General features: G+C 64.0%; 22 protein-coding genes. 14 read left to right on the forward strand and 8 right to left on the reverse strand.

The features are described 5' to 3' along the window. Positions 1 to 26 precede the first annotated feature (26 nt). The 3 genes from ftsX to ftsY are packed head-to-tail and all read right to left on the reverse strand — an operon-like array spanning position 27 to position 3,225. Positions 27 to 1,052 (reverse strand): permease-like cell division protein FtsX, encoded by a 1,026-nt coding sequence (gene ftsX, locus DQ397_RS13815; protein ID WP_043208634.1) that lies wholly within the window; start codon positions 1,050 to 1,052, stop codon positions 27 to 29. Next, positions 1,049 to 1,720: a cell division ATP-binding protein FtsE gene (gene ftsE, locus DQ397_RS13820; RefSeq protein ID WP_043208636.1), complete on the reverse strand. Its 672-nt coding sequence runs from the start codon at positions 1,718 to 1,720 to the stop codon at positions 1,049 to 1,051. Before ftsE ends, ftsX begins: the two co-directional genes overlap by 4 nt. Next, entirely contained in the window at positions 1,717 to 3,225 is a 1,509-nt protein-coding gene (ftsY, locus tag DQ397_RS13825; protein WP_148921570.1) for a signal recognition particle-docking protein FtsY, read from the reverse strand. The genes ftsE and ftsY overlap by 4 nt, the downstream gene beginning before the upstream one ends. Before the next feature lie 230 nt (positions 3,226 to 3,455). On the opposite strand from ftsY, the gene DQ397_RS13835 reads away from it, so the two are divergent. From DQ397_RS13835 to DQ397_RS13860, 6 genes are all read left to right on the forward strand, one after another. Beyond that, positions 3,456 to 4,811 carry a pitrilysin family protein gene (locus tag DQ397_RS13835; protein WP_043208637.1) on the forward strand — a complete coding sequence of 452 codons (1,356 nt, stop codon included), beginning with the start codon at positions 3,456 to 3,458 and terminating at the stop codon, positions 4,809 to 4,811. Then, complete coding sequence (locus DQ397_RS13840) at positions 4,804 to 6,300, forward strand: pitrilysin family protein (RefSeq protein WP_043208639.1); 1,497 nt, start codon at positions 4,804 to 4,806, stop codon at positions 6,298 to 6,300. The genes DQ397_RS13835 and DQ397_RS13840 overlap by 8 nt, the downstream gene beginning before the upstream one ends. Next, on the forward strand, positions 6,300 to 6,902 hold the full coding sequence (gene rsmD, locus DQ397_RS13845; protein ID WP_043208640.1) for a 16S rRNA (guanine(966)-N(2))-methyltransferase RsmD: 603 nt from the start codon (positions 6,300 to 6,302) through the stop codon (positions 6,900 to 6,902). The genes DQ397_RS13840 and rsmD overlap by 1 nt, the downstream gene beginning before the upstream one ends. 90 nt (positions 6,903 to 6,992) lie before the next feature. Further along, on the forward strand, positions 6,993 to 8,336 hold the full coding sequence (locus DQ397_RS13850) for a pitrilysin family protein (RefSeq protein ID WP_178113788.1): 1,344 nt from the start codon (positions 6,993 to 6,995) through the stop codon (positions 8,334 to 8,336). After that, entirely contained in the window at positions 8,333 to 9,739 is a 1,407-nt protein-coding gene (locus DQ397_RS13855) for a pitrilysin family protein (protein ID WP_043208641.1), read from the forward strand. Before DQ397_RS13850 ends, DQ397_RS13855 begins: the two co-directional genes overlap by 4 nt. Positions 9,740 to 9,799: 60 nt before the next feature. Continuing rightward, positions 9,800 to 10,792 (forward strand): hydrolase, encoded by a 993-nt coding sequence (locus DQ397_RS13860; RefSeq protein ID WP_043208643.1) that lies wholly within the window; start codon positions 9,800 to 9,802, stop codon positions 10,790 to 10,792. A gap of 49 nt (positions 10,793 to 10,841) precedes the next feature. On the opposite strand, the gene DQ397_RS13865 is transcribed toward DQ397_RS13860, so the two are convergent. Together DQ397_RS13865 and DQ397_RS13870 are read right to left on the reverse strand one after the other, a co-directional pair. Further along, entirely contained in the window at positions 10,842 to 11,696 is an 855-nt protein-coding gene (locus DQ397_RS13865) for a sulfurtransferase (protein ID WP_043208644.1), read from the reverse strand. A gap of 35 nt (positions 11,697 to 11,731) precedes the next feature. Next, positions 11,732 to 12,397 carry a TetR/AcrR family transcriptional regulator gene (locus DQ397_RS13870; protein WP_043208646.1) on the reverse strand — a complete coding sequence of 222 codons (666 nt, stop codon included), beginning with the start codon at positions 12,395 to 12,397 and terminating at the stop codon, positions 11,732 to 11,734. A gap of 237 nt (positions 12,398 to 12,634) precedes the next feature. Between DQ397_RS13870 and DQ397_RS13875 the strand changes: the two genes are divergently transcribed. The 5 genes from DQ397_RS13875 to DQ397_RS13895 all read left to right on the forward strand — a co-directional run bounded on the left by DQ397_RS13875 (position 12,635) and on the right by DQ397_RS13895 (position 17,131). After that, complete coding sequence (locus DQ397_RS13875) at positions 12,635 to 14,065, forward strand: coniferyl aldehyde dehydrogenase (protein ID WP_043208647.1); 1,431 nt, start codon at positions 12,635 to 12,637, stop codon at positions 14,063 to 14,065. A 13-nt stretch (positions 14,066 to 14,078) separates the two neighbouring features. Continuing rightward, positions 14,079 to 14,564 (forward strand): hypothetical protein, encoded by a 486-nt coding sequence (locus DQ397_RS13880; RefSeq protein WP_043208649.1) that lies wholly within the window; start codon positions 14,079 to 14,081, stop codon positions 14,562 to 14,564. Positions 14,565 to 14,579: 15 nt separating this feature from the next. Beyond that, positions 14,580 to 16,178 (forward strand): GMC family oxidoreductase, encoded by a 1,599-nt coding sequence (locus DQ397_RS13885; RefSeq protein ID WP_043208651.1) that lies wholly within the window; start codon positions 14,580 to 14,582, stop codon positions 16,176 to 16,178. Between the two features lie 112 nt (positions 16,179 to 16,290). Next, complete coding sequence (gene coaD / locus DQ397_RS13890) at positions 16,291 to 16,770, forward strand: pantetheine-phosphate adenylyltransferase (protein ID WP_043208653.1); 480 nt, start codon at positions 16,291 to 16,293, stop codon at positions 16,768 to 16,770. Positions 16,771 to 16,879: 109 nt separating this feature from the next. Next, positions 16,880 to 17,131: a YfhL family 4Fe-4S dicluster ferredoxin gene (locus DQ397_RS13895; RefSeq protein WP_043208655.1), complete on the forward strand. Its 252-nt coding sequence runs from the start codon at positions 16,880 to 16,882 to the stop codon at positions 17,129 to 17,131. A 133-nt stretch (positions 17,132 to 17,264) separates the two neighbouring features. On the opposite strand, the gene mutM is transcribed toward DQ397_RS13895, so the two are convergent. Both mutM and DQ397_RS13905 read right to left on the reverse strand, forming a co-directional pair. After that, complete coding sequence (mutM, locus tag DQ397_RS13900) at positions 17,265 to 18,077, reverse strand: bifunctional DNA-formamidopyrimidine glycosylase/DNA-(apurinic or apyrimidinic site) lyase (RefSeq protein ID WP_043208657.1); 813 nt, start codon at positions 18,075 to 18,077, stop codon at positions 17,265 to 17,267. Between the two features lie 6 nt (positions 18,078 to 18,083). Beyond that, positions 18,084 to 18,896 (reverse strand): HDOD domain-containing protein, encoded by an 813-nt coding sequence (locus tag DQ397_RS13905; protein WP_178113791.1) that lies wholly within the window; start codon positions 18,894 to 18,896, stop codon positions 18,084 to 18,086. A 193-nt stretch (positions 18,897 to 19,089) separates the two neighbouring features. Between DQ397_RS13905 and DQ397_RS13910 the strand changes: the two genes are divergently transcribed. The 3 genes from DQ397_RS13910 (at position 19,090) to ilvD (ending at position 23,139) form a co-directional block, all read left to right on the forward strand. Then, positions 19,090 to 19,626 carry a type 1 glutamine amidotransferase domain-containing protein gene (locus DQ397_RS13910; RefSeq protein ID WP_043208659.1) on the forward strand — a complete coding sequence of 179 codons (537 nt, stop codon included), beginning with the start codon at positions 19,090 to 19,092 and terminating at the stop codon, positions 19,624 to 19,626. A gap of 171 nt (positions 19,627 to 19,797) precedes the next feature. After that, positions 19,798 to 20,994 (forward strand): class I SAM-dependent rRNA methyltransferase, encoded by a 1,197-nt coding sequence (locus tag DQ397_RS13915; RefSeq protein WP_043208660.1) that lies wholly within the window; start codon positions 19,798 to 19,800, stop codon positions 20,992 to 20,994. A gap of 303 nt (positions 20,995 to 21,297) precedes the next feature. Next, positions 21,298 to 23,139, forward strand: coding sequence for a dihydroxy-acid dehydratase (ilvD, locus tag DQ397_RS13920; RefSeq protein WP_043208662.1), 1,842 nt, complete (start codon positions 21,298 to 21,300; stop codon positions 23,137 to 23,139). Positions 23,140 to 23,228: 89 nt separating this feature from the next. On the opposite strand, the gene DQ397_RS13925 is transcribed toward ilvD, so the two are convergent. Then, a complete protein-coding gene (locus tag DQ397_RS13925) occupies positions 23,229 to 24,284 on the reverse strand; it encodes a phosphorylcholine phosphatase (protein ID WP_043208665.1) in 1,056 nt (351 codons plus the stop codon). Positions 24,285 to 24,423 lie beyond the last annotated feature (139 nt).

Raw genomic sequence — 24,423 nt, forward strand, 5'->3', positions numbered from 1 at the left:
GAAAAGTCAATGCTGGCGTAAAAACATTATCGTGGTGCCAGCTCGTTCAGGTGACGAGCGACCGCGATCCACGCACCGATATACCCCAACAGTACAGCACCGATCAAGAGCGAAAGTCCATCAGACCCTGGCACACCTGCCAGGGCGAAGTCGCTCCCGTACAGCCCGGAAAGGTCCACGACCGCATCGTTGAGCCAGTCCAGCGAGAACGCCAGGATCCCCCACGCCAACACGCCGGCACCCAGGCCGTAGAGCGCGCCCATGTAGAGGAAGGGCCGGCGCACATAGCTGTCGGTACCGCCCACCAGCTTGATCACTTCGATCTCGATGCGGCGGTTCTCGATATGTAGACGAATTGTGTTACCGATTACTAACAGCAGGGCCGAAATCAGCAAAACAGCCAAGCCGAAGACGAATCGATCGCCCAACTTGAGGATCGCCGCCAGGCGCTCGACCCAGACCAGATCCAGCTGCGCCACTTCGACTCGCGGCAGCTCCGACAGCCGTTGGCGCAGGGCTTCCAAGGCCGGCTTGTCGACCTCTGTCGGCGTCACCACCACAACGCCAGGCAGCGGGTTGTCCGGCAGCTCGCGCAGGGCCTCGCCCAAACCGGACTGCTGCTGGAATTCCTCCAGCGCCTGCTCGCGGCTGACGTACTGGGCATCGGCCACACCGGGCATGCCTTTGATCTCGTCGCGCAGCGCTTCACCTTCACGGCTGCCGGCATCGAGCTTGAGGTACAGGGAGATCTGCGCGGCGCGCTGCCAGGAACCGCCGAGCTTCTCGACGTTCTTGAGCAGCAACGACAACCCCATGGGCATGCTCAGGGCCACGGCCATCACCAGGCAGGTGAAGAAACTGCCGATCGGCTGCTTGCCCAGGCGGCGCAAGCTGTCGATCAGGCTGGCGCGGTGGCTCTCCAGCCAGGCGTGCAGCAGGCTGCGAAAATCCGGGCCATCATCATCGTGGCCGCCGCGCTGCTTGGATGGCTGCGGATCGGCAGCCTTCGGCGCGACACGCTCGGATACCTTAGGCGTACGTGTAGTGGTCATTGCCCGGCCTCCCCATCGCCGATCAGACGACCGCGCTGCAGAGTCAGCATGCGGTGCCGCATGCGCGCGATCAGCGCCAGGTCGTGACTGGCGATCAATACGGTGGTCCCCAGGCGGTTGATGTCCTCGAACACGCCCATGATTTCCGCGGCCAGGCGCGGGTCCAGGTTACCGGTAGGTTCGTCTGCCAGCAGCAAGGCCGGCTGGTGAACGATGGCACGGGCGATACCCACCCGCTGCTGCTGGCCCGTGGACAGGTCGGCTGGGAACAGCTCGCCCTTGTCGCTCAGGGACACACGCTCCAGGGCCGAGTCCACGCGCTTGGCGATCTCGGGTTTGGACAGCCCGAGAATCTGCAGCGGCAGGGCGATGTTGTTGAAGACGGTGCGATCGAACAGCAGTTGGTGGTTCTGGAACACCACGCCGATCTGCCGGCGAAGGAACGGGATCTGCGCATTGCTGATCTGCCCCAGGTCCTGCCCAGCCAACAGCAGCTTGCCGCTGGTCGGACGCTCCATGGCCAGCAGCAAGCGCAGCAAGGTGCTCTTGCCCGCGCCCGAGTGCCCGGTGACGAACAGGAACTCGCCCCGGCGCGCCCGGAAGCTCAGCTCATGCAAGCCGACATGGCCATTGGGATAGCGCTTGGCAACCTGTTCGAATCGGATCATGGGTGCTCCCGCTCGGCAAACAGGGCTTTGACGAACGGCTCGGCCTCGAAGGTGCGCAGGTCATCGATGCCCTCGCCGACACCGATGAAGCGGATCGGCAGGTTGAATTGCTTGGCCAGGGCGAAGATCACCCCGCCCTTGGCGGTGCCGTCCAGCTTGGTCAGGGCGAGGCCTGTCAGCTCGACGCTCTGGTTGAAGTACTTGGCTTGGCTGATGGCGTTCTGGCCGGTGCCGGCATCGAGCACCAGCAGCACCTCGTGGGGCGCCTCGGCGTCGAGCTTGCCGATGACCCGACGGACCTTCTTGAGCTCTTCCATCAGGTTGTCCTTGGTGTGCAGGCGACCGGCGGTATCGGCGATCAGTACATCGACGCCCCGTGCCTTGGCGGCCTGCACGGCGTCGAAGATCACCGAGGCGGAATCCGCACCGGTGTGCTGGGCGATGACCGGAATCTGGTTGCGCTCGCCCCACACCTGCAACTGCTCCACCGCCGCTGCGCGGAAGGTATCGCCAGCGGCCAGCATGACCTTCTTGCCTTCGAGTTGCAGTTTCTTGGCCAGCTTGCCGATGGTGGTGGTCTTGCCGGCGCCGTTGACGCCCACGACCAGGATCACGTACGGCTTGTTCTGGACCTGGACTTTCAGCGGTTGCTCGACCGGGCGCAGCAGGGCAGCCAGTTCTTCCTGCAGCGACTTGTACAGGGCATCGGCGTCGGCCAACTGCTTGCGAGCGACCTTCTGCGTCAGGTTCTGTACGATGACCGACGTGGCTTCGACGCCAACGTCGGCGGTCAGCAGACGGGTCTCGATCTCGTCGAGCAGGTCGTCGTCGATGGCCTTCTTGCCCAGGAACAGGCTGGCCATGCCTTCGCCGATGCTGGCGCTGGTCTTGGACAGGCCCTGCTTGAGGCGGGCGAAGAAGCCGGGCTTGGCGGGTTCGGCGACAGCCGGCGCGGGAGCCTCGGCCGGCTCGGGTGCGGGGTCACGCGGTGTCGGTGCTGGCTCGACGGGTGCCTTGGGCGCCTCGGGAATGGCCACCGGGGCCACCTCGACCACTGGACGCTCAGGTATGACCGGCGGGGCCTTGGGCTCCAGATCCGGGACCAAGGCCACGGGTTCCTCAGCCACCGGCAGCACCAGATTGCTCACCGGCGCTGCAGGCGCGACCACTGGCGGCACAGCCTGTACAGGCGTGGAGGCGACCGGCTCCGGAGCAGGCGCCTGCAGCGGCATGGACGCGATCGGCTCAGGCTGCGGGGCCTGCAATGGCTCGGACGCGACCGGCTCTGGGGTCGGCGCTGCAATGACCGGGGCCACCGGCTCGGCCGGAACAACCTCGGGCTGCTCTACGGGGGCCTGCGGCGCGACCGGTTCTACGGTTTGCGGTTCAGGGGTTTGCGGCTGTTCGGCGACAGGTTGCTGCGGCTTCTTGCGAAACCAGCTGAACAGGCCTTTCTTTTCGCCAGCCTCGGCCGGCGCTTTTTTGTCGTCGTTGGAACCAAACATGGAAGACGGCTATCTCAGGGTAGCGATGGGCCATCAGCGGCGCATCGGGAATTCTCTAAACGCAGAACAGACTATTTTGAATCCGGCTGGTTCATGCGCAATATTTTGTCGTCAGGCCCGCAGGCCAGAACGGCGACAGGCATGGTCGCCAGGCAACCGGATCAGTATCCTAGCACCTCCTGGCCCGCCGACGCTAAACCCTGCGGGCCGCCGTACAGGTTATCCAACGTATGAATGCTCTAGCCCGCCGCGCCGCTGGCCTGTTGCTCAGCACGCTCTGCCTGCCGTTCGCGGCCCTTGCCGCCGATCCGCAACCCACCCACGAGTTCATTCTCGACAACGGCCTGAAAGTGGTCGTGCGCGAAGACCATCGCGCACCGGTGGTGGTCTCGCAGATCTGGTACAAGGTCGGCTCCAGCTATGAGACGCCAGGCCAGACCGGCCTGTCCCATGCCCTCGAACACATGATGTTCAAGGGCAGTGCCAAGATCGGTCCGGGCGAAGCTTCGCGCATCCTGCGCGACCTGGGCGCAGAGGAAAACGCCTTCACCAGCGACGACTACACCGCCTACTACCAAGTGCTGGCCCGCGACCGCCTGCCGGTGGCCCTGGAGCTCGAAGCCGACCGCCTGGCGAGCCTGCGTTTGCCGGCCGATGAGTTCAGCCGCGAAATCGAAGTCATCAAGGAAGAGCGCCGCCTGCGCACGGACGACCAGCCCAATGCCAAGGCCTACGAGCTGTTTCGCGCGATGGCCTATCCGGCCAGTGGCTATCACACACCGACTATCGGCTGGATGGCCGACCTCGAGCGTATGAAGGTCGAGGAGCTGCGCCACTGGTATGAATCCTGGTACGCCCCGAACAATGCCACGCTGGTAGTCGTCGGCGATGTCACCCTCGACGAGGTCAAGGGCTTGGCGCAGAAGTACTTCGGCGCAATCCCCAAACGAGCCGTTCCTCCCGCCAAGCTACCTCTGGAACTGGCCGAGCCCGGCCTGCGCCAGCTGACCTTGCATGTACGCACCCAGTTGCCAAGCCTGATCTACGGCTTCAACGCGCCCAGCCTGGCCACCGCCAAGGATGCGCGCGCGGTCAATGCCCTGCGACTGATCTCGGCCCTGCTCGATGGCGGCTACAGCGCGCGCATGCCGTCACGCCTTGAGCGTGGCCAGGAACTGGTGGCCGGCGCCTCGTCGGGCTACAACGCCTTCACCCGCGGTGACAGCTTGTTCATGATCTCGGCCACGCCGAACGTGCAGAAGCAGAAAACCCTGGCCGACGTCGAGAAAGGCATCTGGCAACTGCTCGACGAACTCAAGACCACCCCGCCCACCGCCGAGGAGCTCGAACGCGTGCGCGCCCAGGTGATCGCCGGGCTGGTCTACGACCGCGACTCCATCAGCAGCCAGGCCACCACCATCGGCCAGCTGGAGACCGTGGGCCTGTCCTGGAAGCTGATCGACAGCGAGCTGGACGAGCTCAAGCGCGTGACCCCGCAGGACATCCAGGACGCCGCACGCACCTATTTCACCCGCGAACGCCTGAGCGTTGCCCACGTACTGCCCGAGGAGTCCGCTCATGAGTGATCGCAGCGCCCCACGCTACACCCTGTTCGGCCTCGGGATCATCACCTTGGTCGTGGCCCTGGCCCTCGTGCTGGCCCGCCCGGCTCAGTCGGACAACGCCGCAAAGGCCCAGGACACGGCGGCGCGCCCGGCCAATACGTTGCAGTCGCTGGCCGAGCTGGACGGCAAGGCGCCCAGTCGGCGCCAACTGAACATCCAGAGCTGGAGCACCGCCGAAGGCGCGCGGGTGCTGTTCGTCGAAGCGCGTGAGCTGCCGATGTTCGACCTGCGCCTGACCTTCGCGGCCGGCAGCAGCCAGGACGGCGATGTGCCAGGGCTTGCGACCTTGACCAATGCCATGCTCAACGAAGGTGTGGCCGGTAAGGACGTGACCGCCATCGCCCAAGGCTTCGAGGGCCTGGGGGCGGACTTTGGCAACGGCTCCTACCGCGACATGGCCGTGGCCACCCTGCGCAGCCTGAGCACCCCGGACAAGCGCGAGCCAGCCCTGAAGCTGTTCGCCGAAGTGGTGGGCAAGCCAACATTCCCGGATGACGCCCTTAAGCGCATCAAGAACCAGCTGCTGGCCGGCTTCGAGTACGAAAAGCAGAACCCGGGCAAGATCGCCGGCAAGGCCCTGTTCAACCAGCTCTACGGCAACCACCCTTACGCCCATCCCAGCGATGGCAGTGCCGAAAGCATCCCTGGCATTAGCCTGGCGCAGCTGCGGGCGTTCCACGCCAAGGCCTATGCTGCCGGCAATGCCGTGATCGCCCTGGTCGGCGACCTGAGCCGGGCCGAGGCCGAAGCCATCGCCGCCCAGGTCTCCAGCGCGCTGCCCAAGGGGCCGGCGCTGGCCAAGCCTGCTCAGCCGGCCGAACCCAAGCCTGGCCTGACCCACATCGACTTCCCGTCCAAGCAGACCCACCTGATGCTGGCGCAGTTGGGCATCGACCGCCAGGATCCGGACTGGCCGGCGCTGTCCCTGGGCAACCAGATCCTCGGCGGCGGCGCTTTCGGCACACGACTGATGAGCGAAGTACGCGAGAAGCGCGGCCTGACCTACGGCGTGTACTCGGCCTTCAGCCCCATGCAGGTGCGCGGACCGTTCATGATCAATCTGCAGACTCGTGCCGAACTGAGCGAAGGCACGCTCAAGCTGGTCCAGAACATCCTCGCCGATTACCTCAAGACCGGCCCCACCCAGCAAGAGCTGGACGATGCCAAGCGCGAACTGGCCGGCAGCTTCCCGCTGTCGAACGCCAGCAACTCGAGCATCGTCGGCCAACTGGGCGCCATCGGTTTCTACAACCTGCCGCTGACCTGGCTCGAGGACTTCATGCAGCAGTCCCAGGCCTTGACCGTCGAGCAGGTCAAGGCCGCCATGAACAAGCACCTGGCGGCGGACAAGCTGGTGATCGTCACCGTCGGCCCGACCGTGGCGCAGAAACCACTGCCGCCGCCCACTGACAAACCCGCCGGGCAGCCGCTCGGCATACCGGAGCATTAATGGCCAAGCCATCGACCCCTGCCCGTCCGGGCCAGGCCCAGAGCAAGGGCCCAGGACACTTGCGCATCATCGCCGGCGAGTGGCGCAGCCGCCGCCTGACGGTCCCGGAAGGTGAAGGCCTGCGGCCGACACCGGACCGGGTCCGCGAAACCCTGTTCAACTGGTTGGCGCCCTATATCGAGGGTGCCCTGGTGTTGGATGCCTTTACTGGCAGCGGCGCCCTGGTACTCGAGGCCCTGTCGCGGGGAGCCAAGGATGCCGTCGCCCTGGACAGCAACCCAGCGGCCATCGCCAACCTCAAGGACAACCTGGAAGTGCTGCGCTGCCCGCGTGGCCAGATCCTGCAGACCGATGCCCTGCGCTACCTGCAAGGCCCGGCCAAACAACAGTTCGACGTAGTGTTCCTCGATCCGCCCTTCCACCAGGACCTGCTGGCCGATACCTGCAACCTGCTTGAAGACCGCCAGTGGCTGAGCGAAAGCGCCTGGGTCTACACCGAGAGCGAAGCGGCGCCTTCCACCTTGCAGATGCCCGGCAACTGGCGCTTGCACCGGGAGAAAAAGACCGGGCAGGTGCATTACGCGCTCTGGCAACGGGGCTGAATCGACGGTCTGCCTACTTATGTAACGCAGATAGACCCTTTCTATCGCTGAAGCTGCTCCGGCTTATCGCCCATGAGGAGCACTTCAGCGATGATTCCTTCCCCAACTCCACCTAGTCCGGCCCACGCAGGTTGCGTCAGTCTCGACGTACTGGCTTCAGCCAAGCCTGCCCCTTTGCATCATTTCAGGCTGGACAACGGCCTCTCGGTCTACCTGCATGAAGACCACAGCGCCCCATTGGCAGTCGTCCAGTTGTGGTACCACGTCGGCTCAAGCCATGAGCCGCCAGGGCATTCGAATCTCTCGCACCTGCTCGAACATCTGATTTTCCAAGGCAGCAGCAAACTCCCGGCTGGGCAATACTCCCGATTGATCGCCCGCCTGGGCGGCGTGGCCAATGCCACCACCCATGACGACGCCACCTCGTTCGAGATGACCTTGCCTGCCACACGGCTACCCGTCGCCCTGGAGATCATGGCCGATGCCATGAAGAACGCGAACCTGGACCCGGCAGCATTCGAGCAGGAAGCCAAAACCGTTGCCGACGAACGCCGCCTCAGGGTGGACAATTCACCGATCCAGCTGGCATTTGAACAGCACCGAATGCTCGCCCATGGGGACAACGCCTATGCCATGCCCAGCTTCGGATATTCGATCGACCTCGAAGAGATGAGCCTGGCATCGGTACGGACGTGGTATCAGACGTGGTATCAACCGAACAACGCGACCTTGGTGGTCGCGGGCGCGGTCGATCCCAAAGTCCTGCGTCACCAGGTAGAGACTTACTTCGCGGCCCTGCCACCCGCCCCCCTTGATGACAAACCCGCTCCTCGGCACAGAGGCGTGCTTGCCGAACGCAGCCAGACGCTCGTTCAGCCCACGCTGGTGGATGGCCTGTTCATGTCGTTCAACGTCCCGAGCCAGGCCACAGCCCCTTCTCAGGAAATCGTCCTGGCGCTGCGCTTGCTCTGCCAAGTTCTGGGCACTGGCTACAGTGCCCGGCTGTACAGCCAACTGGTGCGTGACAAACGCCTCCTCAAATACGCTCAACTCTCCTATGACCACCACGTGCGGGGCGACACCCTGATGACGCTCTCGAGCGTCACGGTCCCGGACAGGGCCACTGCCCAACAGGCGGCTACCGAGGTATGGCAACTGATCGACACGCTTCGAACTGCTGCACTACCAGAAACAGAGCTCGAAGGTGCAAAGCTGCGCCTGCTGGCCAGGCAGTTCTACGAGCGGGACGACCTCGCGCACCAGGCGACGCTCATTGGCCATGCGGCCGCGGCCGGCCTGGATCCGGCGCTACACGATGAAGCGCCACGAATCATCCGCGACCTCACCAGCGCCACCCTGCAACGTGTCGCCAGCGAATACCTGAGCCGGGAGCGGCTGACGACAACCTACCTGCAGCACGGAGTGCCAGCATGAACGATCTCTCTTCCACCTCGGCGAACGCCGAAACCTGCAACCCTCTTGCGCCGGACACCTTCACCGAGACGCTGGCCAACCTCGTATCGGCGCAGGCCCTGGACCTCGACCCGTTCCCGCTCGTGAAGCACGACGTACAGCATTGGCGTACGAAAGAAGGCACTCGCGTGCGTTTTCTGGCTTCCCACGAACGGCCGATGTTCGACCTGGTGTTGCGTTTCAAGGCTGGCAGCGCCCTGGACGGCGATACGCCCGGTCTGGCAGCCCTGGCCCTGTACGCGCTGGACCAAGGCACTGCCGAGCTCAACGCCACCCAATTCACCGAGCGACTGGAGGGTCTGGGCGCGGTCATGAACCGGCAGGTGACCCAAGACTGCGCGATCGTCACGCTGCGCAGCCTTAACACGCCGGACCTGCGCGCTTGCGCCTTGCGCTTGATCACCGAGATGGTCGCCCGGCCTGCTTTGCGCCCAGAAGATGTCGCCAAGATCAGCGCGCGCCTTGTCGGTGCACAGCAAAGCAGCCTCCAGCCTCTGCATGCACGGTTGTTCGACGCCACGATGGAGCAATTGCTCGCAGGTCATCCCTATGCCACCCCGCTGGCCGGAACACTCGATGGCCTGGGCTCCCTGACGCCAGACGATGTACGCGCCTTCCATCGACAAGCCTACTCCGCCAACAATCTCGACATCGGCCTGGTTGGCGATCTGTCCCGTGAAGAGGCCCAAGCGCTGGTAAACGATCTTGTCCAGGCACTGCCGCAGCAGTGGGCCGCCGTGCCTCCGCCAGCGCTGCCAGTGCCTGCCGCTGGTCCCCTGCATCTTGAGCGTCCAGGCGCCAGCACTCAGGTGCTGCTGACACTCCCGCTGCATGTCTGGCCAAAGGACGAGGATTACCCAGCCCTGCTCATGGCCACTGAAATCCTGGGAGCGGGGTTCGAGTCCCGATTGACCGCCGAGCTGCGCACACGTCGCGCGCTGACCTACAGCATCTATGCTGTATTAGAACCGATGGATGCGGGATGCCTGTGGCAGGTGAGCTGGGATATCGCACCTGAATACCGGGATGCCTCCAGGGTCCTGGTATCGAACGTGCTTGAATGCTTCATCGCCCATGGGCCCACCCAGGCCGAGTGCGACCTGGCCCTGAACCAGCTGGCGGGCAAGCTGATGCGTGGCATGGCCGACAATGCGGTGCTGGCAAACGGGTTGGCAGCATTCAGCCATCAGGGGCTGCCAGCCAATCATCTGGCGAGCTACCAGGAGAAACTCGCAGCCTTGACACCCGAGGGCATTCGACAAGCCGCTCGGGGCTGGCTCGATATAAAAAAGGCTTTCTTCGCCACCCTTGGCCCTGCCGTCGATCAGCAGCCGTTGCCCGAGCCACCGACCATAGGCGTATAGGGCAACCCCTGAAGAGGCGCTTCATGGCAAGCTAGGCGAGCACATGACGAGTTGTCCAGCATGCCAAGTCCTATCGCCCAGTTCACGCCCGCCATCGGCCTCTCCAATCCGCATCTGCAAACCTTGTGGGGCCCGCTCTGGCGTAAAACGCCCGAGTTGCATCGCACCCGCGAGCGAATGTGGCTTTCCGACGGAGATTTTCTCGACCTCGACTGGCTTGGCCCCAATCAGGTCAACGCACCCGTGGTCCTGGTGCTCCATGGCCTGACCGGCTCGTCCCACTCGCCCTATGTCAAAGGCCTGCAGCAGGCCCTGCAGGCCCATAGCTGGGCCAGTGTCGCAGTGAACTGGCGAGGCTGCTCGGGCGAGCCCAACCTGTTGACGCGCAGCTACCACTCCGGCGCCAGCGAGGATCTGGCCGAGACCATCCGTCACTTGCGTGTCCAGCGACCCTTGGCACCGCTCTATGCGGTGGGGTATTCGCTGGGCGGCAATGTGTTGCTCAAGTATCTGGGGGAAAGCGGCTCGGCCAGCCAACTGCAAGCGGCAGTCGCAGTATCGGTACCGTTTCGCCTGGACCAAAGCGCCGACCGTATCGGGATGGGTTTCTCGAAGGTCTACCAAGCGCATTTCATGCGCGAATTGCTGGCCTATGTGCAACGAAAACAGCGGCACTTTCGCGACAACGGCCATGTGGAGCGGCTGGCCGAACTGGAACGGCTCGGGTCATTGCGCAACCTACGCAACTTCTGGGACTTCGACGGCAAGGTCACCGCGCCCCTGAACGGCTTCAGCGATGCCTACGACTACTACCGGCGCTCGTCGAGTCGCTACTACTTGGGCGAAAACCGCACCCCGACGCTGATCATCCAGTCCAGCGACGACCCTTTCGTCTTCGACCATAGCCTGCCGACTGCGAGTGAACTGGCGCGCGACACGCATCTGGAACTGCACAGCAGAGGTGGCCACGTGGGCTTCGTGGAAGGCAGCCTGCGCAATCCAGGGTATTACCTGGAGCGCAGGATTCCGCAGTGGTTGGTGCAGGGGGCTTGATCGTCGAAGGGATTGGCCTGTATCACGCCCCCGCTTTCCTCAGGTGGCGTCAATCACCGGTTGCCACACCGTGGCCAGGGTCGTTGATCCACTCGCTCCACGACCCGGCGTAGAGTCTGCCTAGCGGGTACCCCGCCAATGCCAGGGCGAACAAGTTGTGGCAGGCGGTCACGCCCGATCCGCAGTAGGCCACCACCTGTTCTGGCGCCCGCCCTGCCAGTTTCCGGGCAAAACGCTGCTTGAGCTGTTCGGCCGGCAAAAAGTGCCCATCCGGCCCCAAGTTGTCGGTGAAGGCCGCGCACTGAGCCCCGGGAATATGCCCGGCCACTGGGTCGATCGGCTCGACCTCACCGCGAAAACGCGGCAGGCCACGGGCATCGATCAGGGTCATTTCTGGATTGCCCAACCCCTTGGCCAGGTGCTCGGCGTCGATCACCAGTTTCATGTCCGGCGCACCGGTGAAGGTGCCCTCACGCTTGGCCGGAGGGTCCAGGCTCAGCGGCTGATGCGCGGCGTGCCAGGCCTTCAGGCCTCCGTCGAGAATCGACACCCCCTCGCGCTTGCCCAGCCAGGCCAGCAGCCACCAGGCGCGGGCAGCGAAGGCGCCCGGGCCGTCGTCGTAAAGCACCACCTGACTGTCGTTGTCCATCCCCCACTCACGCAGGCGCTCGACCAGCCGTTGCGGATCCGGCAACGGGTGACGGCCCGTCACGCCCTTGACCACCGGCCCGCTCAGGTCTCGCTCCAGATCCGCGAAGTGCGCGCCGGCGATATGCCCGAGGGCGTAGCTGCGTTGGCCGTAGTCCACATCTTCCAGGGCAAAGCGACAGTCGAGGATCACCAACCCAGGCGCGCCCAGGCGCTCGGCCAGCTGCGTTGGGGTGATCAATTGCGCAAGAGGCATGACAATCTCCTGATCGATAGCACGAAAGCCCGGGGTCACTGCTCCAGGGCCTGGTTGAACGGAACGTGGAACTCCTCGCAGAGGGCATCCACGGCGGCACGCGCGCTGGCAGTGACGAAGCCCAGTTCGAGCACCAGCACCTGGTAGACACCACGCTTGAAGGCTTCTTCTCCCAGATGCGCGGAATGTTCGCGTGTAGTACTGAGAAAACGTACCCAGGATGTCAGCACGATCCAGGCATTGATGGTCAACGATTCGACCTGCGCGGCATCCATCGCAAGAATGCCAGCATCGACGAAGCCCCGGTAGATCGCCTGGCCCTGCTGCAGGCAACGCTGGGAAAAACGGCGGTAACGGGCAGCCAGTTCCGGGTCGCTGTCGAGCAGGTGCTCGAGGTCCCGGTGCAGGAATCGGTAGTTCCACATGGCTGCCAGCAAGGCCTTGAGGTAGAAACGTTTGTCCTCGACCGTGGCGACACGCCCCTGTGGCGGACGCAGGAAGCTGTCTACCAGCTCTTCGTATTGGTTGAAGAGCACGGCGATGATCGCCTGCTTGTTGGGGAAGTGGTAGTAGAGGTTGCCGGGCGAAATTTCCATGTGCGCGGCGATGTGGTTGGTGCTGACGCTACGTTCGCCCTGTTGATTGAACAGCTCCAGGCTGTTCTGCACGATGCGCTCGCGAGTCTTCATGCGCGGGGCCATGCTCAGCTCCAGGTTCGTTGATGGTTCATCTTACGGCGTATCGACCAGGCAATGCACGGTGCTGCGGGCGCGGGGGTCCGTGGGAATGGGTTTACCTGCGAAAAGTCCGGCAGGGTGGACGGCAGGCAGACGAGTCCGCGCTGTCGGTAAATTTTCAAGACGGCACACCTTGATTGAATGTCCAGGCAACGGATTAGAGTATATGCTCTAGCCACCGAGCACCCCAGCGGAGCAGCCATGACCTCGCCGATCACTCAGCTTCCAGTGCATTCCGACCTCGACCTGCCCGCGTTGTTCGACGCCCAGCGCCAAGCCTTCGCAAACAATCCCATGCCGCCGGCGGCCCAACGTCGGCAATGGCTCCGGAGCCTGCGCGAAGCGCTGCTGCAAAACCAGCAATCGCTGATCGAGGCGATCGACCGAGACTTCGATGGCCGCAGCGCCAACGAAACCCTGCTCGCCGAGCTGATGCCGTCGATCCAAGGCCTGCGTCACGCCGAGCGTCACCTGCAACGCTGGATGAAACCTTCGCGACGCACGGTCGGCCTGGCCTTCCAACCGGCCAGCGCCCAGGTGCTCTATCAACCGCTGGGCGTGGTCGGGGTCATCGTGCCGTGGAACTACCCCTTGTTACTGGCGATCGGGCCGTTGACCTGCGCCTTGGCCGCCGGCAACCGGGTGATGCTCAAGCTCAGCGAGGCCTCACCGGCCAGCGGGAAGGCTCTCAAGACCCTGCTCGAGCGCGTGTTCCCGGCGGACTTGGTCAGCGTCGTGCTCGGCGAGGTCGAAGTCGGCCAGGCCTTCGCGCGCCTGCCTTTCGACCACCTGCTGTTCACCGGGTCCACCAGCGTGGGTCGACAAGTCATGCTGGCTGCCGCCACCAACCTCACCCCGGTGACCCTGGAACTGGGCGGCAAGTCGCCGGCCATCGTCTGCGCCAGTGTGCCGCTGGAAACCGCCGCCGAGCGCATCGCTTTCGGCAAAGGTCTCAATGCCGGCCAGACCTGCGTCGCCCCTGACTATGTGCTGGTTCCTCGCGAGCGCCTCGACGCCTTCGCCGAAGCCTACCAACGCGCCATGCGCCGTCTGTACCCGCGCATCGCCGACAACCCCGACTACAGCGCCATCATCAACACCCGGCAACTGCAACGCCTGGAGCGGCTGCTCACCGATGCCCGCGACAAGGGCGCCCGGGTGCTCGACCTGTATGCCGACGAGCCCCGCCAGGGTCGTCGCCTGCCCCCTCACGTGCTGATGGCGGTGAATGACGACATGCAGGTGATGCAGGACGAGATCTTCGGCCCCTTGCTGCCCCTGGTGCCATACGACAACCTCGATCAGGCCCTGGCCTACATCAACCAGCGCCCGAGGCCCCTGGCGCTGTACTACTTCGGCTACGACCGCGCCGAGCAGGCCCACGTGCTGCGCAACACCCATTCCGGCGGCGTGTGCCTGAACGACACGCTGTTGCATGTGGCCCAAGATGATCTTCCCTTTGGCGGCGTCGGCCCCTCGGGCATGGGCCACTACCATGGTCATGAAGGCTTCCTGACCTTCAGCAAGGCCAAGGCGGTGTTGGCCAAGCAACGCCTCAACACCGCCCGGCTGATCTACCCTCCTTATGGCAAAGCCTTGCAGCGCCTGATTTTCAAGCTGTTCATCCGTTGAGCGAGGGGATGCCATGCACCGCCGAGACCTGCTTCGGTTCAGCCTGGGTGCCAGCGTTTTCTTGAGCACCGCCAGCCTGGTCGGCTGTGCGCCGCAGACATCCGCTGCAGGTTTCTCGGTGCTACGCGAAAACGACTTGCCGATGCTGGCTGCGGTGATTCCGGTGGTGCTCGCCGGCACTCAGGCCAGCGACGCACTGGTACTGCACAGCCTGGATCACAAGCTGGCAGCGCTCTCGCCTGAAATGCTCAAACTCACCCGCCAGTTGTTCGACGTGCTCAGCCTGCCGCTGACCCGTGGACCATTGACGGGCATCTGGGGCAGTTGGGAAAACGCCAGCAGCGCCCAGGTGAACACCTTCCTGCGACGCTGGCGCGACAGTTCGCTGGACATGCTGCGCATGGGCCACGCCTCGCTGCTGCAACTGCTGCTCATGGCCTGGTACGAACGCCCCGAGGCCTGGGCGGCCTGCGGCTATCCCGGCCCACCGAAGATCTGACCAAGAGGCTTGCCCATGCCTGTCGCCGACCCGTTTCGCCAAGGCCTCGCCCGGGGCTGGATCACCTACGATGGTTCGCGTCTGGACCAGGACCTGACGCTGGAGGCCGACATCGCCGTGATTGGCAGTGGTGCTGGCGGCGCCACCAGCGCAGAGCTGCTCAGCGCCGCAGGCTTCAAGGTGCTGTTGATCGAGGAAGGCCCGCTCAAGACCAGCAGCGATTTCCACCTGCAGGAAAACGAGGCCTACGCCCAGTTGTACCAGGAAGGGCTCGGGCGCATGAGCAAGGATGGCGCCATCACCATCCTCCAAGGGCGCGCCGTGGGCGGTACCACCTTGGTCAACTGGACCTCCAGTTTCCGCACCCCTGAGCAAACCCTCGAGCACTGGGCCCGGGAGCACGGCGTCAAAGGGCTCGCCAGCGAAGACCTGCGCCCTTGGTTCGAGCGCATCGAGCAACGCCTGGGCATCAGCCCCTGGGCCCTGCCGCCTAACCCCAACAACGACGTGCTGCGCCGGGGCTGCGAAGTGCTCGGCTACCGCTGGGCAGTGATACCGCGCAATGTGCGCGGCTGCTGGAATTTGGGCTACTGCGGCATGGGTTGCCCGGTCAACGCCAAGCAATCGATGCTGGTGACCAGCATTCCCACCACCCTCGACAACCACGGCGAGCTGCTCTATCTGGCCCGTGCGCAGCGATTCGAACATGACGGCAGGCGTATCACCCAACTGCTGTGCCAGGCCCTGGACCGCCGGGGCGTGGAGCCGACCGGGTACCAGGTACGGATCCGCGCACGGCACTATGTACTGGCTGGCGGCGGCATCAACAGCCCAGCCCTGCTGCTGCGCTCCGAGGCGCCCGACCCGCACCGACGGCTGGGCAAGCGCACCTTCCTGCACCTGGTCAATTTCAGCGCGGCCTTGTTCGATGAGCGCATCGATCCGTTCTATGGCGCGCCTCAGTCCATCTACAGCGACCAATTCCAGTGGCGCGACGGCGTCGATGGGCCGATCGGCTTCAAACTCGAAGTGCCCCCGCTGCATCCGGCGCTGGCAAGCACGCTGCTGGGCGCCCATGGCCAGGAAAGCGCCCGGCGCATGGCCGCGTTGCCACATACCCATGTCATGCTGGCGTTGCTGCGCGATGGTTTCCACCCCGAGAGCCAGGGCGGCCAGGTGGAGCTGCGCGGCGACGGCTCGCCGGTGCTCGATTATCCCATCACCGACTACTTGCGCGATGGCCTGCGCCGGGCCTACTTGAGCATGGCGCGCATCCAGTTCGCCGCCGGCGCTACCCAAGTGATACCGGTGCACAGCGATGCCCGCTACACCACAGACCTGCCCCAGGCGCAGGCGTTGATCGACGAATTGCGCCTGGAGCCGTTTCGCACGCGCCTGGGCAGTGCCCACGTAATGGGCGGCTGCGCCCTTGGCGAGGATCCACGCCAGGCCGTGTGCGACAGCCTGGGGCGGCACCACCAGTTGGAGAACCTGTCGATCCACGACGGCTCGCTGTTCCCCACCAGCATTGGCGCCAACCCGCAACTGTCGATCTACGCCCTCGCCGCCCGGCTCAGCGACGCCCTGGCCACCCGCCTGGCACGGGGCGCATGACAACGAACGGCCTGGCTGTCTATAGTGCCCTCATTCGGCCGTGCGACTTGGCCGGGCAGCAGTCGCTGCGCTACCATCCGACTCCCCAACGCACTCCAGCCAGGATGACGCGATGAACCGAGTGTTGTACCCGGGTACTTTCGACCCCATTACCAAAGGCCACGGCGATCTGGTCGAGCGCGCCTCGCGTCTGTTCGATCACGTGATCATCGCAGTCGCCGCCAGCCCGAAGAAAAACCCGCTGTTCCCGCTGGAGCAACGCGTGGAGCTGGCCCGTGAGGTCACCAAGCACCTGCCCAATGTCGAGGTCATCGGTTTCTCGAGCCTGCTGGCGCATTTCGCCAAGGAGCAGGGTGCCAATGTCTTCCTGCGCGGCCTGCGTGCAGTCTCGGACTTCGAGTACGAGTTCCAGCTGGCCAACATGAACCGGCAACTGGCCCCGGACGTCGAAAGCCTGTTCCTGACGCCGTCGGAGCGCTACTCGTTCATTTCCTCGACCCTGGTCCGGGAAATCGCCGCCCTGGGTGGCGACATCAGCAAATTCGTCCACCCGGTGGTGGCCGAGGCGCTGACCCTACGCTTCAAGAAGTGACACCCACCGCCTGATCATCGCGCCAGCGTGCACTGCGGGCGCGAATGCGGCACAATTGTGCCCACTGGTTTGATACATGCCCGGGCCAAGAGCCCCGGCCGGAGCCCCCATGTCCCTGATCATCACCGACGATTGCATCAACTGCGACGTCTGCGAACCCGAGTGCCCGAACGCCGCTATCTCCCAAGGCGAAGAGATCTATGTGATCGACCCGAACCTGTGCACCCAGTGCGTAGGTCATTACGACGAGCCGCAGTGCCAGCAGGTCTGCCCGGTCGACTGCATCCCTCTGGATGAAGCTCACCCGGAGACCCACGACGAGCTGATGGAAAAGTACAAGCGGATCACCGGCAAGGCTTGAAGCGCTCGGCAAGGGTTTCGCACTTCTTCGCGGGTGAACCCGCACCCACAGATTCTGCGGTGCTCTTAAGACCACCAGTAACCTGTGGCGACGGGTTCACCCGCGAAGGCCCATGAGGCGATCCCAATCATGATCAGCGCTGGCAGCGCGGGCAGTACACGCTGGCCCGCTGCCCCAGCTTCACTTCCCTGAGCGTCGTGCCGCAGACCTTGCACGGCTGTTCCCCGCGCCCATACACGAACAAGTCCTGCTGGAAGTATCCCGGCTGCCCGTCGCCTCCGATGAAGTCGCGCAGTGTCGTGCCGCCCTGCTCGATCGCCGCTGCCAGCACCCGCTTGATCTCGATCGCCAGCCTCACATAACGCGCCCGAGAGACGCCGCCGGCCTCGCGCCGCGGGTCGATGCCGGCCGCGAACAGCGCCTCGGTAGCGTAGATGTTACCCACCCCCACCACCACGGCGTTATCCATGATGAACGGCTTGATCGCCATGCTCCGCCCGCGGGATAACTGGAACAACCGCTCGCCATCGAACAGGTCGGTCAGCGGCTCCGGCCCCAGACGCATGAGCAACTCATGATTGAACGGGTCCAGGCTCCAGAGCATCGCGCCGAAACGACGCGGGTCGGTGTAGCGCAGGGCTAGCCCCGATTCCAGTTCGATGTCTACGTGCTCGTGCTTGCCCACCGGCAAGCCCTGCTCCACCAGGCGCAGGTTGCCCGACATGCCCAGGTGGCTGATCAAGGTGCCGACCTCGGCATTGATCAACAGGTATTTGGCGCGCCGCTGAACGGTGAGGATGCGCTGCCCGGAAAGACGCACATCCAGATCCTCAGGGATCGGCCAGCGCAGGCGCCGGTCACGCACCACCACGCGGCTGACCCGCTGACCTTCCAGGTAAGGCGCGATACCGCGCCGGGTAGTCTCGACTTCAGGTAGTTCCGGCATGGTCTTTCAGTGTCCGCCCAATTCGCGAATGGTTTGCTTGAGGTGCTCGAAGTCGTACTCCGACAGGCCGATGTAGTCGAGCACCAAGGGCCCGACCACCTGCCACTCATGGTCTTCGGCCTGGTTGCCCAGTACCCGGTAAGAGGCGCAGATGTGCTCGGCCATCTTCAACACCGCGAGCAGGTTCTTCAGTCGAGTATCGCCCGAAGCGTCGTCGCGAAACACTGCCAGGGCATTGTGATGATTGGCGATGGCCGCCGTGATGTGCTCCGGCAGGCGCCAGGACTTGGCGGTGTAGTAACCCACCACCGAATGGTTGGTGTTGAACATGCGGTTTTCGGTGTCCACCACCCGCGTCTGCTCGCTGGCCTGGGCATAGGCGGTTTCCAGCACGCTCATGTAGTCGGGGAAGCGCTTGAGCATCAGCGGCACGCCGCAATCATGGAACAAGCCCAGGGTATAGGCCTCGTCCACGGCCGGGATGTCGGTGTGCCTGGCCAGGGTCAGGCAGGTCATGGCCACGTCCTGGGCGGTGTCCCAGAAGCGATTGAGCGTGACGATGGTTTCATCGCTCATCTCGCCCTTGATCGACAAGGCGTTGATCAGGTTGATGATCGAACCGCTGCCCAACAGCGCCACGGCGCGCTGGATCGAACCGACCTTGTCGGCCAGCCCGAAGTGCGGGGAATTCACCAGTTTGAGCAAGGCCCCCGAGAGCCCCGGATCCTGGGCGATCAGCCGGCAGATGGTGTCCAGGTCCGGGTCTGGCATGTACTGCTCGAACTGCAGATCGACCATGATCTGCGGTTGCGGCGCGATGCTGATTCCTTGCAGGACCTGCTGGATCTGTTCGGGACTGAGTTCCTGGGACATGGTGCACACATACATTGAGGACGGCGAATTCTACCGTCCTCCGCCCGGCAGGGCACCCACCACTGGCGAACTGCGCCGGAACTTTCCCCCACGCCACTGGCCTGCACTCTCAAGACCCACCCTCAAAGGAGAACCTCCCATGAGTGCAATACTGAACGGCAAGCGCGTGGCTTTCTTGGTCACCGATGGCTTCGAGCAGGTGGAATTGACCGGCCCGCGCGAGGCCCTGGAACGCAACGGCGCGGTGGTCGATATCCTGAGCGACAAGGAAGGCACGGTGCGCGGCTGGAACCATGACAAGCCCGCTGATGAGTTCGCCGTGGACGCCACCTTCGAAGGCGCCAGCCTGGACCTGTACGACGCCCTGGTGCTGCCAGGCGGTGTGCAGAACTCCGATACCATCCGGATCATCCCGGCTGCCCAGAAGCTGGTGAAAAGCCATGATTCGGCCCGCAGGCCGCTCGCCGTGATCTGCCATGGCGCCTGGCTGCTGGTCTCTTGTGGCCTGGCCAAGGGGCGCCGGTTGACCAGTTACAAGACCCTGCAGGACGACATCCGCAACGCTGGCGGCGAGTGGGTCGACGAAGAAGTGGTGGTCGATGGCAACCTGATCACCAGCCGCAAGCCCGACGACATTCCGGCATTCAGCGAACAGCTGGTCAAGGCGCTGGCCTGAGACGCGGGCAACCCCGTACCCACAGGCTAAGCGGTGTCGCTGGGCACCACTGAACCCTGTGGGAGGGGTTGACCCGAAAAAGCGCCTGTCCGGGCAGCGGAAAACCGACGGGGCAACGCTCAGCGTATGGCCAACACGCTATAATCCCGCTCTTTTTCCCGGAGCGACGTCATGTCCCTGCCCAGCCTTCGCCTCAAAGCCAATGCCGATCGCCGCCTGCGCGCCGGCCACCTGTGGGTCTACAGCAATGAAGTCGATGTTGCCGCAACCCCGCTGCAAGGCCTGAAGGCCGGTCAGCAGGCCATCCTCGAAGCCGCCAACGGCAAGCCCTTGGGCGTGGTGGCCATGAGCCCGAACAATCTCATCTGCGCACGCCTGCTGTCCCGTGACGCCAAGCTGCCCCTGGACAAGTCGCTGCTGGTTCACCGCCTCAATGTGGCCCTTTCCCTGCGTGAGCGTCTGTTCGACCAGCCCTGCTACCGCCTGGTCTACGGCGATTCCGACCTGCTGCCGGGCCTGGTGGTGGACCGCTTCTACGACATGCTGGTGGTCCAACTGGCCTCGGCCACCATGGAGGCGCACAAGGACGATGTGATCGCCGCCTTGGTGCAGGTGCTCAAGCCCAGCGGCATCCTGTTCAAGAACGACTCCGCCGCCCGTGATGCCGAAGGTCTGGAACGTTATGTCGAGACGGTCTACGGGGAAGTCCCGGACTGGGTCCCGCTACAGGAGAACGGCGTGAAGTTCGAAGCGCCTGTGCGTGATGGCCAGAAGACCGGCTGGTTCTACGACCACCGCATGAACCGCGCGCGCCTGGCCCCCTACGTCAAGGGCAAGCGTGTACTGGACCTGTTCAGCTACATCGGTGGCTGGGGCGTGCAGGCCGGTGTGTTCGGCGCCAGCGAAGTGTTCTGCGTCGATGCCTCGGGCTTCGCCCTCGACGGCGTCGAGCGCAACGCAGCGCTCAACGGTATCAGCGAGAAGCTGACCTGCATCGAAGGCGACGTGTTCGAGGCCCTGCGCGAGCTCAAGGCCGCCGAGGAACGCTTCGACGTGATCATTGCCGACCCACCCGCCTTCATCAAACGCAAGAAGGACCTGAAAAACGGCGAGGCTGCCTATCGTCGCCTGAACGAGCAAGCCATGCGCATGCTCACCAAGGATGGCATCCTGGTCAGCGCCTCCTGCTCGATGCACCTGCCCGAGGACGACCTGCACAACATCCTGCTGACCAGCGCCCGCCACCTGGACCGCAACCTGCAGTTGCTCGAGCGCGGCGGCCAAGGCCCAGACCACCCCGTGCACCCAGCGATCCCCGAGACCCGCTACATCAAGAGCATCACCTGCCGCCTGCTGCCCAACAGCTGACCGTTGCAAGCTGCAAGAGGGTAGCCTCACCGCACCCGTCTTGCAGCTTGTAGTTCCAAGCTCGTAGCTCCAAGCTCAAAACGTACCACCTGTACCTGAACCATTCCCTCGCCGCGCCAGCGGTGTAGAATCGGCCTATTCATCGCCAGACATCCCCGGCGGGTTTATGAGCTCTGGTCGAGCACACGGCGATCCCGTGACGCTTTCGGCCTCATCCGTGCCAGCGGCAACCGGCCTTCGGCGCAAAGGAAAGACAAGCTCACTCCCCATTTTGTGACCTGATTAAGCCGCCAGGAGTGCTTCATGCCTGATTATCGTTCCAAGACTTCCACCCAGGGCCGCAACATGGCCGGCGCTCGTGCCCTGTGGCGCGCCACCGGGATGAAGGACGAAGACTTCAAGAAACCGATCATCGCCATCGCCAATTCGTTCACCCAGTTCGTCCCAGGCCACGTGCACCTGAAGGACCTGGGCCAGCTGGTCGCCCGCGAAATCGAACGCGCCGGAGGCGTGGCCAAGGAATTCAACACCATCGCGGTCGACGACGGCATCGCCATGGGCCATGACGGCATGCTGTACTCCCTGCCGAGCCGCGAGATCATCGCCGACGCCGTGGAATACATGGTCAATGCCCACTGCGCCGACGCCATCGTGTGCATCTCCAACTGCGACAAGATCACCCCCGGCATGCTGATGGCCGCCCTGCGCCTGAACATCCCGGTGATCTTCGTCTCCGGTGGCCCGATGGAAGCCGGCAAGACCAAGCTGGCCAGCCATGGCCTGGATCTGGTCGACGCCATGGTCATCGCCGCCGACTCCAGCGCCAGCGACGAGAAAGTCGCCGAGTACGAGCGTAGCGCCTGCCCGACCTGCGGTTCGTGCTCCGGCATGTTCACCGCCAACTCGATGAACTGCCTGACCGAAGCCCTGGGCCTCGCCCTGCCGGGCAATGGCTCCACCCTGGCCACCCACGCCGACCGCGAACAGCTGTTCCTGACCGCTGGCCGCACTATCGTCGAGCTGTGCAAACGCTACTACGGCGAGAACGACACGTCCGTCCTGCCGCGCAGCATCGCCAGCTTCAAGGCGTTCGAGAACGCCATGACCCTGGACATCGCCATGGGCGGCTCGACCAACACCATCCTGCACCTGCTGGCCGCCGCCCAGGAAGCGGAGGTGGACTTCGACCTGCGCGACATCGATCGCCTGTCGCGTAAAGTCCCGCAGTTGTGCAAGGTGGCGCCGAACATCCAGAAGTACCACATGGAAGACGTGCACCGCGCCGGCGGCATCATCAGCATCCTCGGCGAACTGGCCCGCGGCGGCCTTCTGCACACCGACCTGCCGACCGTGCACAGCCGCAGCATGGAAGAAGCCATCGCCAAGTGGGACATCACCCAAACCGATGACGAAGCGGTACACACCTTCTTCAAGGCAGGCCCTGCCGGCATCCCGACCCAGACCGCCTTCAGCCAATCGACCCGTTGGGAGACCCTGGACGCCGACCGCGCCGAAGGCTGCATCCGCAGCGTCGAGCACGCCTACTCCCAGGAAGGTGGCCTGGCGGTGCTGTACGGCAACATCGCCCTGGACGGCTGCGTGGTGAAGACCGCCGGTGTCGACGACTCGATCCTGGTGTTCGAAGGCAACGCGAAGATCTTCGAAAGCCAGGACAGCGCCGTGCGCGGCATCCTGGCCGACGAAGTGAAGGCCGGCGATGTGGTGATCATTCGCTATGAAGGCCCCAAAGGCGGTCCGGGCATGCAGGAGATGCTGTACCCGACTTCGTACCTCAAGTCCAAGGGCCTGGGCAAAGCGTGCGCCCTGCTCACCGACGGCCGCTTCTCTGGCGGCACCTCGGGCCTGTCGATCGGCCACGCCTCGCCGGAAGCCGCTGCAGGCGGAGCCATCGGCCTGGTGCGCGACGGCGACAAGATCCTCATCGACATCCCTAACCGCACCATCAACCTGTTGGTCAGCGACGAGGAACTGGCGCACCGTCGCATCGAGCAGGACAAGAAAGGCTGGAAGCCTGCCGAAGCCCGCCCACGCAAAGTGACCACCGCCCTGAAGGCCTACGCCCTGCTGGCCACCAGCGCCGACAAAGGCGCTGTGCGCAACAAGGCGATGCTCGAAGGGCTGTAAGGCCTGAAGGCATAAAAAACCGGCGCCCCGTGCGCCGGTTTTTTTGTGGGAGCGGGTTTAACCGCGAATCCAATCAAGCAACACAGGAGCTACTGAATCTGCTCCGGCGTCACGATCACCCAGTTCTTGTCCGCCGTCACCGGCAGCCCTTCCTTGGCCTGGGCCGCTGCGTTCTTGGCGATCATCCCGTTCATCTGGTCCATGTACTTGGCCTTGCGGTTGACCCACAGATGGATGCCGCCCTTGTTCACATCGACGCTGTGAAACTGCATGTAGCCATCGCTGGTGGGGGTGTCGCCGCCGACCAGCACGGGCTTTTTCCATTCGTCGATGTAGGTGAGGATGGCGGCCTGTTTACCTGCCATCCAGGTGGCCGGAGTCCACAGGTAGGGCGTCAGCTCCAGCTCCTGATTGGCCTTGGCGTCGTAGTTGCCTTCGCTGATCTGCTTGCGAGGCGTGGTCAACTGCCCGGTGGTGCGGTTCTTGAGCAACAGACTGACGCCAATCACGTTTTGCGGTTTGACGTTGTAGCCGTACTTGGGGTCCGAGGCGACCATGCGCACCAAGTCCTCGGACGCTGCGGAGATCACGTACACGTCGATCCCGTTTTCCATCAGCTTGTTGTACAGCTCTGTCTGCCCGGTGAAGACCTTCGGCGGCTGCACCTCCATCTGCTTGACCTGGTCGCCGTCGTAATAGGTGGTCGGGATCGGCTTGCCTGAGGCCATCAGCTCATCGACTTGCACCTTCAGTTCCTTGAGGGTGAAGCCTGAAAATACCTGGGCCACCCAGGGATAGCAGACCATGTCGTCGATTTCGCAGAGGCGGTAGTAGTAACTGAACAGGCTCTCCTTGTGATCAGCGGTGTCCTTGAACGGGATCAGCTTCAGGGAGGGGTCGAGCTTGTCGCGGGTGATCAGCCCTTTGTTTTCCATGAACGGCAGCAGGGACTCTTCCAGGTCGAAGCGGTAACTGGTGTTGTCCATGTCGAACACCGCGTAGTTACCTTTGTTGGCATTGGCGGCGATCATGCTGTCCAACTGCTTGGCGGCCTCTGCGGGCCAGTGCTTGAGCTCGGTGGCCCAGGTCTCGACGCTCAGCAGCAGGGCCAGGCCCGCCGCGAGTACTTTCGGAGCAGACTTCATTGCAAGTTCTCCTGAACAGTGGACCTGCAACGCTAGACAAACCCCCGCCACTACAAGGGCCCGACAGCGACGTCGAACCTTCTCCACGCGCCACGTGATGTTCCAGGTGCGACGCCTTTATATTCCAGAAACGACTAAG

It is taken from the genome of Pseudomonas sp. CK-NBRI-02, assembly GCF_008124495.1.
GTDB classification, from domain to species: domain Bacteria; phylum Pseudomonadota; class Gammaproteobacteria; order Pseudomonadales; family Pseudomonadaceae; genus Aquipseudomonas; species Aquipseudomonas guariconensis.

Coding starts and splice junctions, on each gene's coding strand:
- DQ397_RS13880 (WP_043208649.1), top strand. CDS start 14,079: ATGCACCGCCGAGACCTGCTTCGGTTCAGCCTGGGTGCCAGCGTTTTC.
- DQ397_RS13915 (WP_043208660.1), top strand. CDS start 19,798: ATGTCCCTGCCCAGCCTTCGCCTCAAAGCCAATGCCGATCGCCGCCTG.
- DQ397_RS13910 (WP_043208659.1), top strand. CDS start 19,090: ATGAGTGCAATACTGAACGGCAAGCGCGTGGCTTTCTTGGTCACCGAT.
- DQ397_RS13850 (WP_178113788.1), top strand. CDS start 6,993: ATGATTCCTTCCCCAACTCCACCTAGTCCGGCCCACGCAGGTTGCGTC.
- rsmD (WP_043208640.1), top strand. CDS start 6,300: ATGGCCAAGCCATCGACCCCTGCCCGTCCGGGCCAGGCCCAGAGCAAG.
- DQ397_RS13925 (WP_043208665.1), bottom strand. CDS start 24,284: ATGAAGTCTGCTCCGAAAGTACTCGCGGCGGGCCTGGCCCTGCTGCTG.
- ftsY (WP_148921570.1), bottom strand. CDS start 3,225: ATGTTTGGTTCCAACGACGACAAAAAAGCGCCGGCCGAGGCTGGCGAA.
- DQ397_RS13835 (WP_043208637.1), top strand. CDS start 3,456: ATGAATGCTCTAGCCCGCCGCGCCGCTGGCCTGTTGCTCAGCACGCTC.
- ilvD (WP_043208662.1), top strand. CDS start 21,298: ATGCCTGATTATCGTTCCAAGACTTCCACCCAGGGCCGCAACATGGCC.
- DQ397_RS13860 (WP_043208643.1), top strand. CDS start 9,800: ATGCCAAGTCCTATCGCCCAGTTCACGCCCGCCATCGGCCTCTCCAAT.
- ftsE (WP_043208636.1), bottom strand. CDS start 1,720: ATGATCCGATTCGAACAGGTTGCCAAGCGCTATCCCAATGGCCATGTC.
- DQ397_RS13885 (WP_043208651.1), top strand. CDS start 14,580: ATGCCTGTCGCCGACCCGTTTCGCCAAGGCCTCGCCCGGGGCTGGATC.
- mutM (WP_043208657.1), bottom strand. CDS start 18,077: ATGCCGGAACTACCTGAAGTCGAGACTACCCGGCGCGGTATCGCGCCT.
- ftsX (WP_043208634.1), bottom strand. CDS start 1,052: ATGACCACTACACGTACGCCTAAGGTATCCGAGCGTGTCGCGCCGAAG.
- DQ397_RS13855 (WP_043208641.1), top strand. CDS start 8,333: ATGAACGATCTCTCTTCCACCTCGGCGAACGCCGAAACCTGCAACCCT.
- DQ397_RS13895 (WP_043208655.1), top strand. CDS start 16,880: ATGTCCCTGATCATCACCGACGATTGCATCAACTGCGACGTCTGCGAA.
- DQ397_RS13840 (WP_043208639.1), top strand. CDS start 4,804: ATGAGTGATCGCAGCGCCCCACGCTACACCCTGTTCGGCCTCGGGATC.
- DQ397_RS13875 (WP_043208647.1), top strand. CDS start 12,635: ATGACCTCGCCGATCACTCAGCTTCCAGTGCATTCCGACCTCGACCTG.
- DQ397_RS13870 (WP_043208646.1), bottom strand. CDS start 12,397: ATGGCCCCGCGCATGAAGACTCGCGAGCGCATCGTGCAGAACAGCCTG.
- coaD (WP_043208653.1), top strand. CDS start 16,291: ATGAACCGAGTGTTGTACCCGGGTACTTTCGACCCCATTACCAAAGGC.
- DQ397_RS13865 (WP_043208644.1), bottom strand. CDS start 11,696: ATGCCTCTTGCGCAATTGATCACCCCAACGCAGCTGGCCGAGCGCCTG.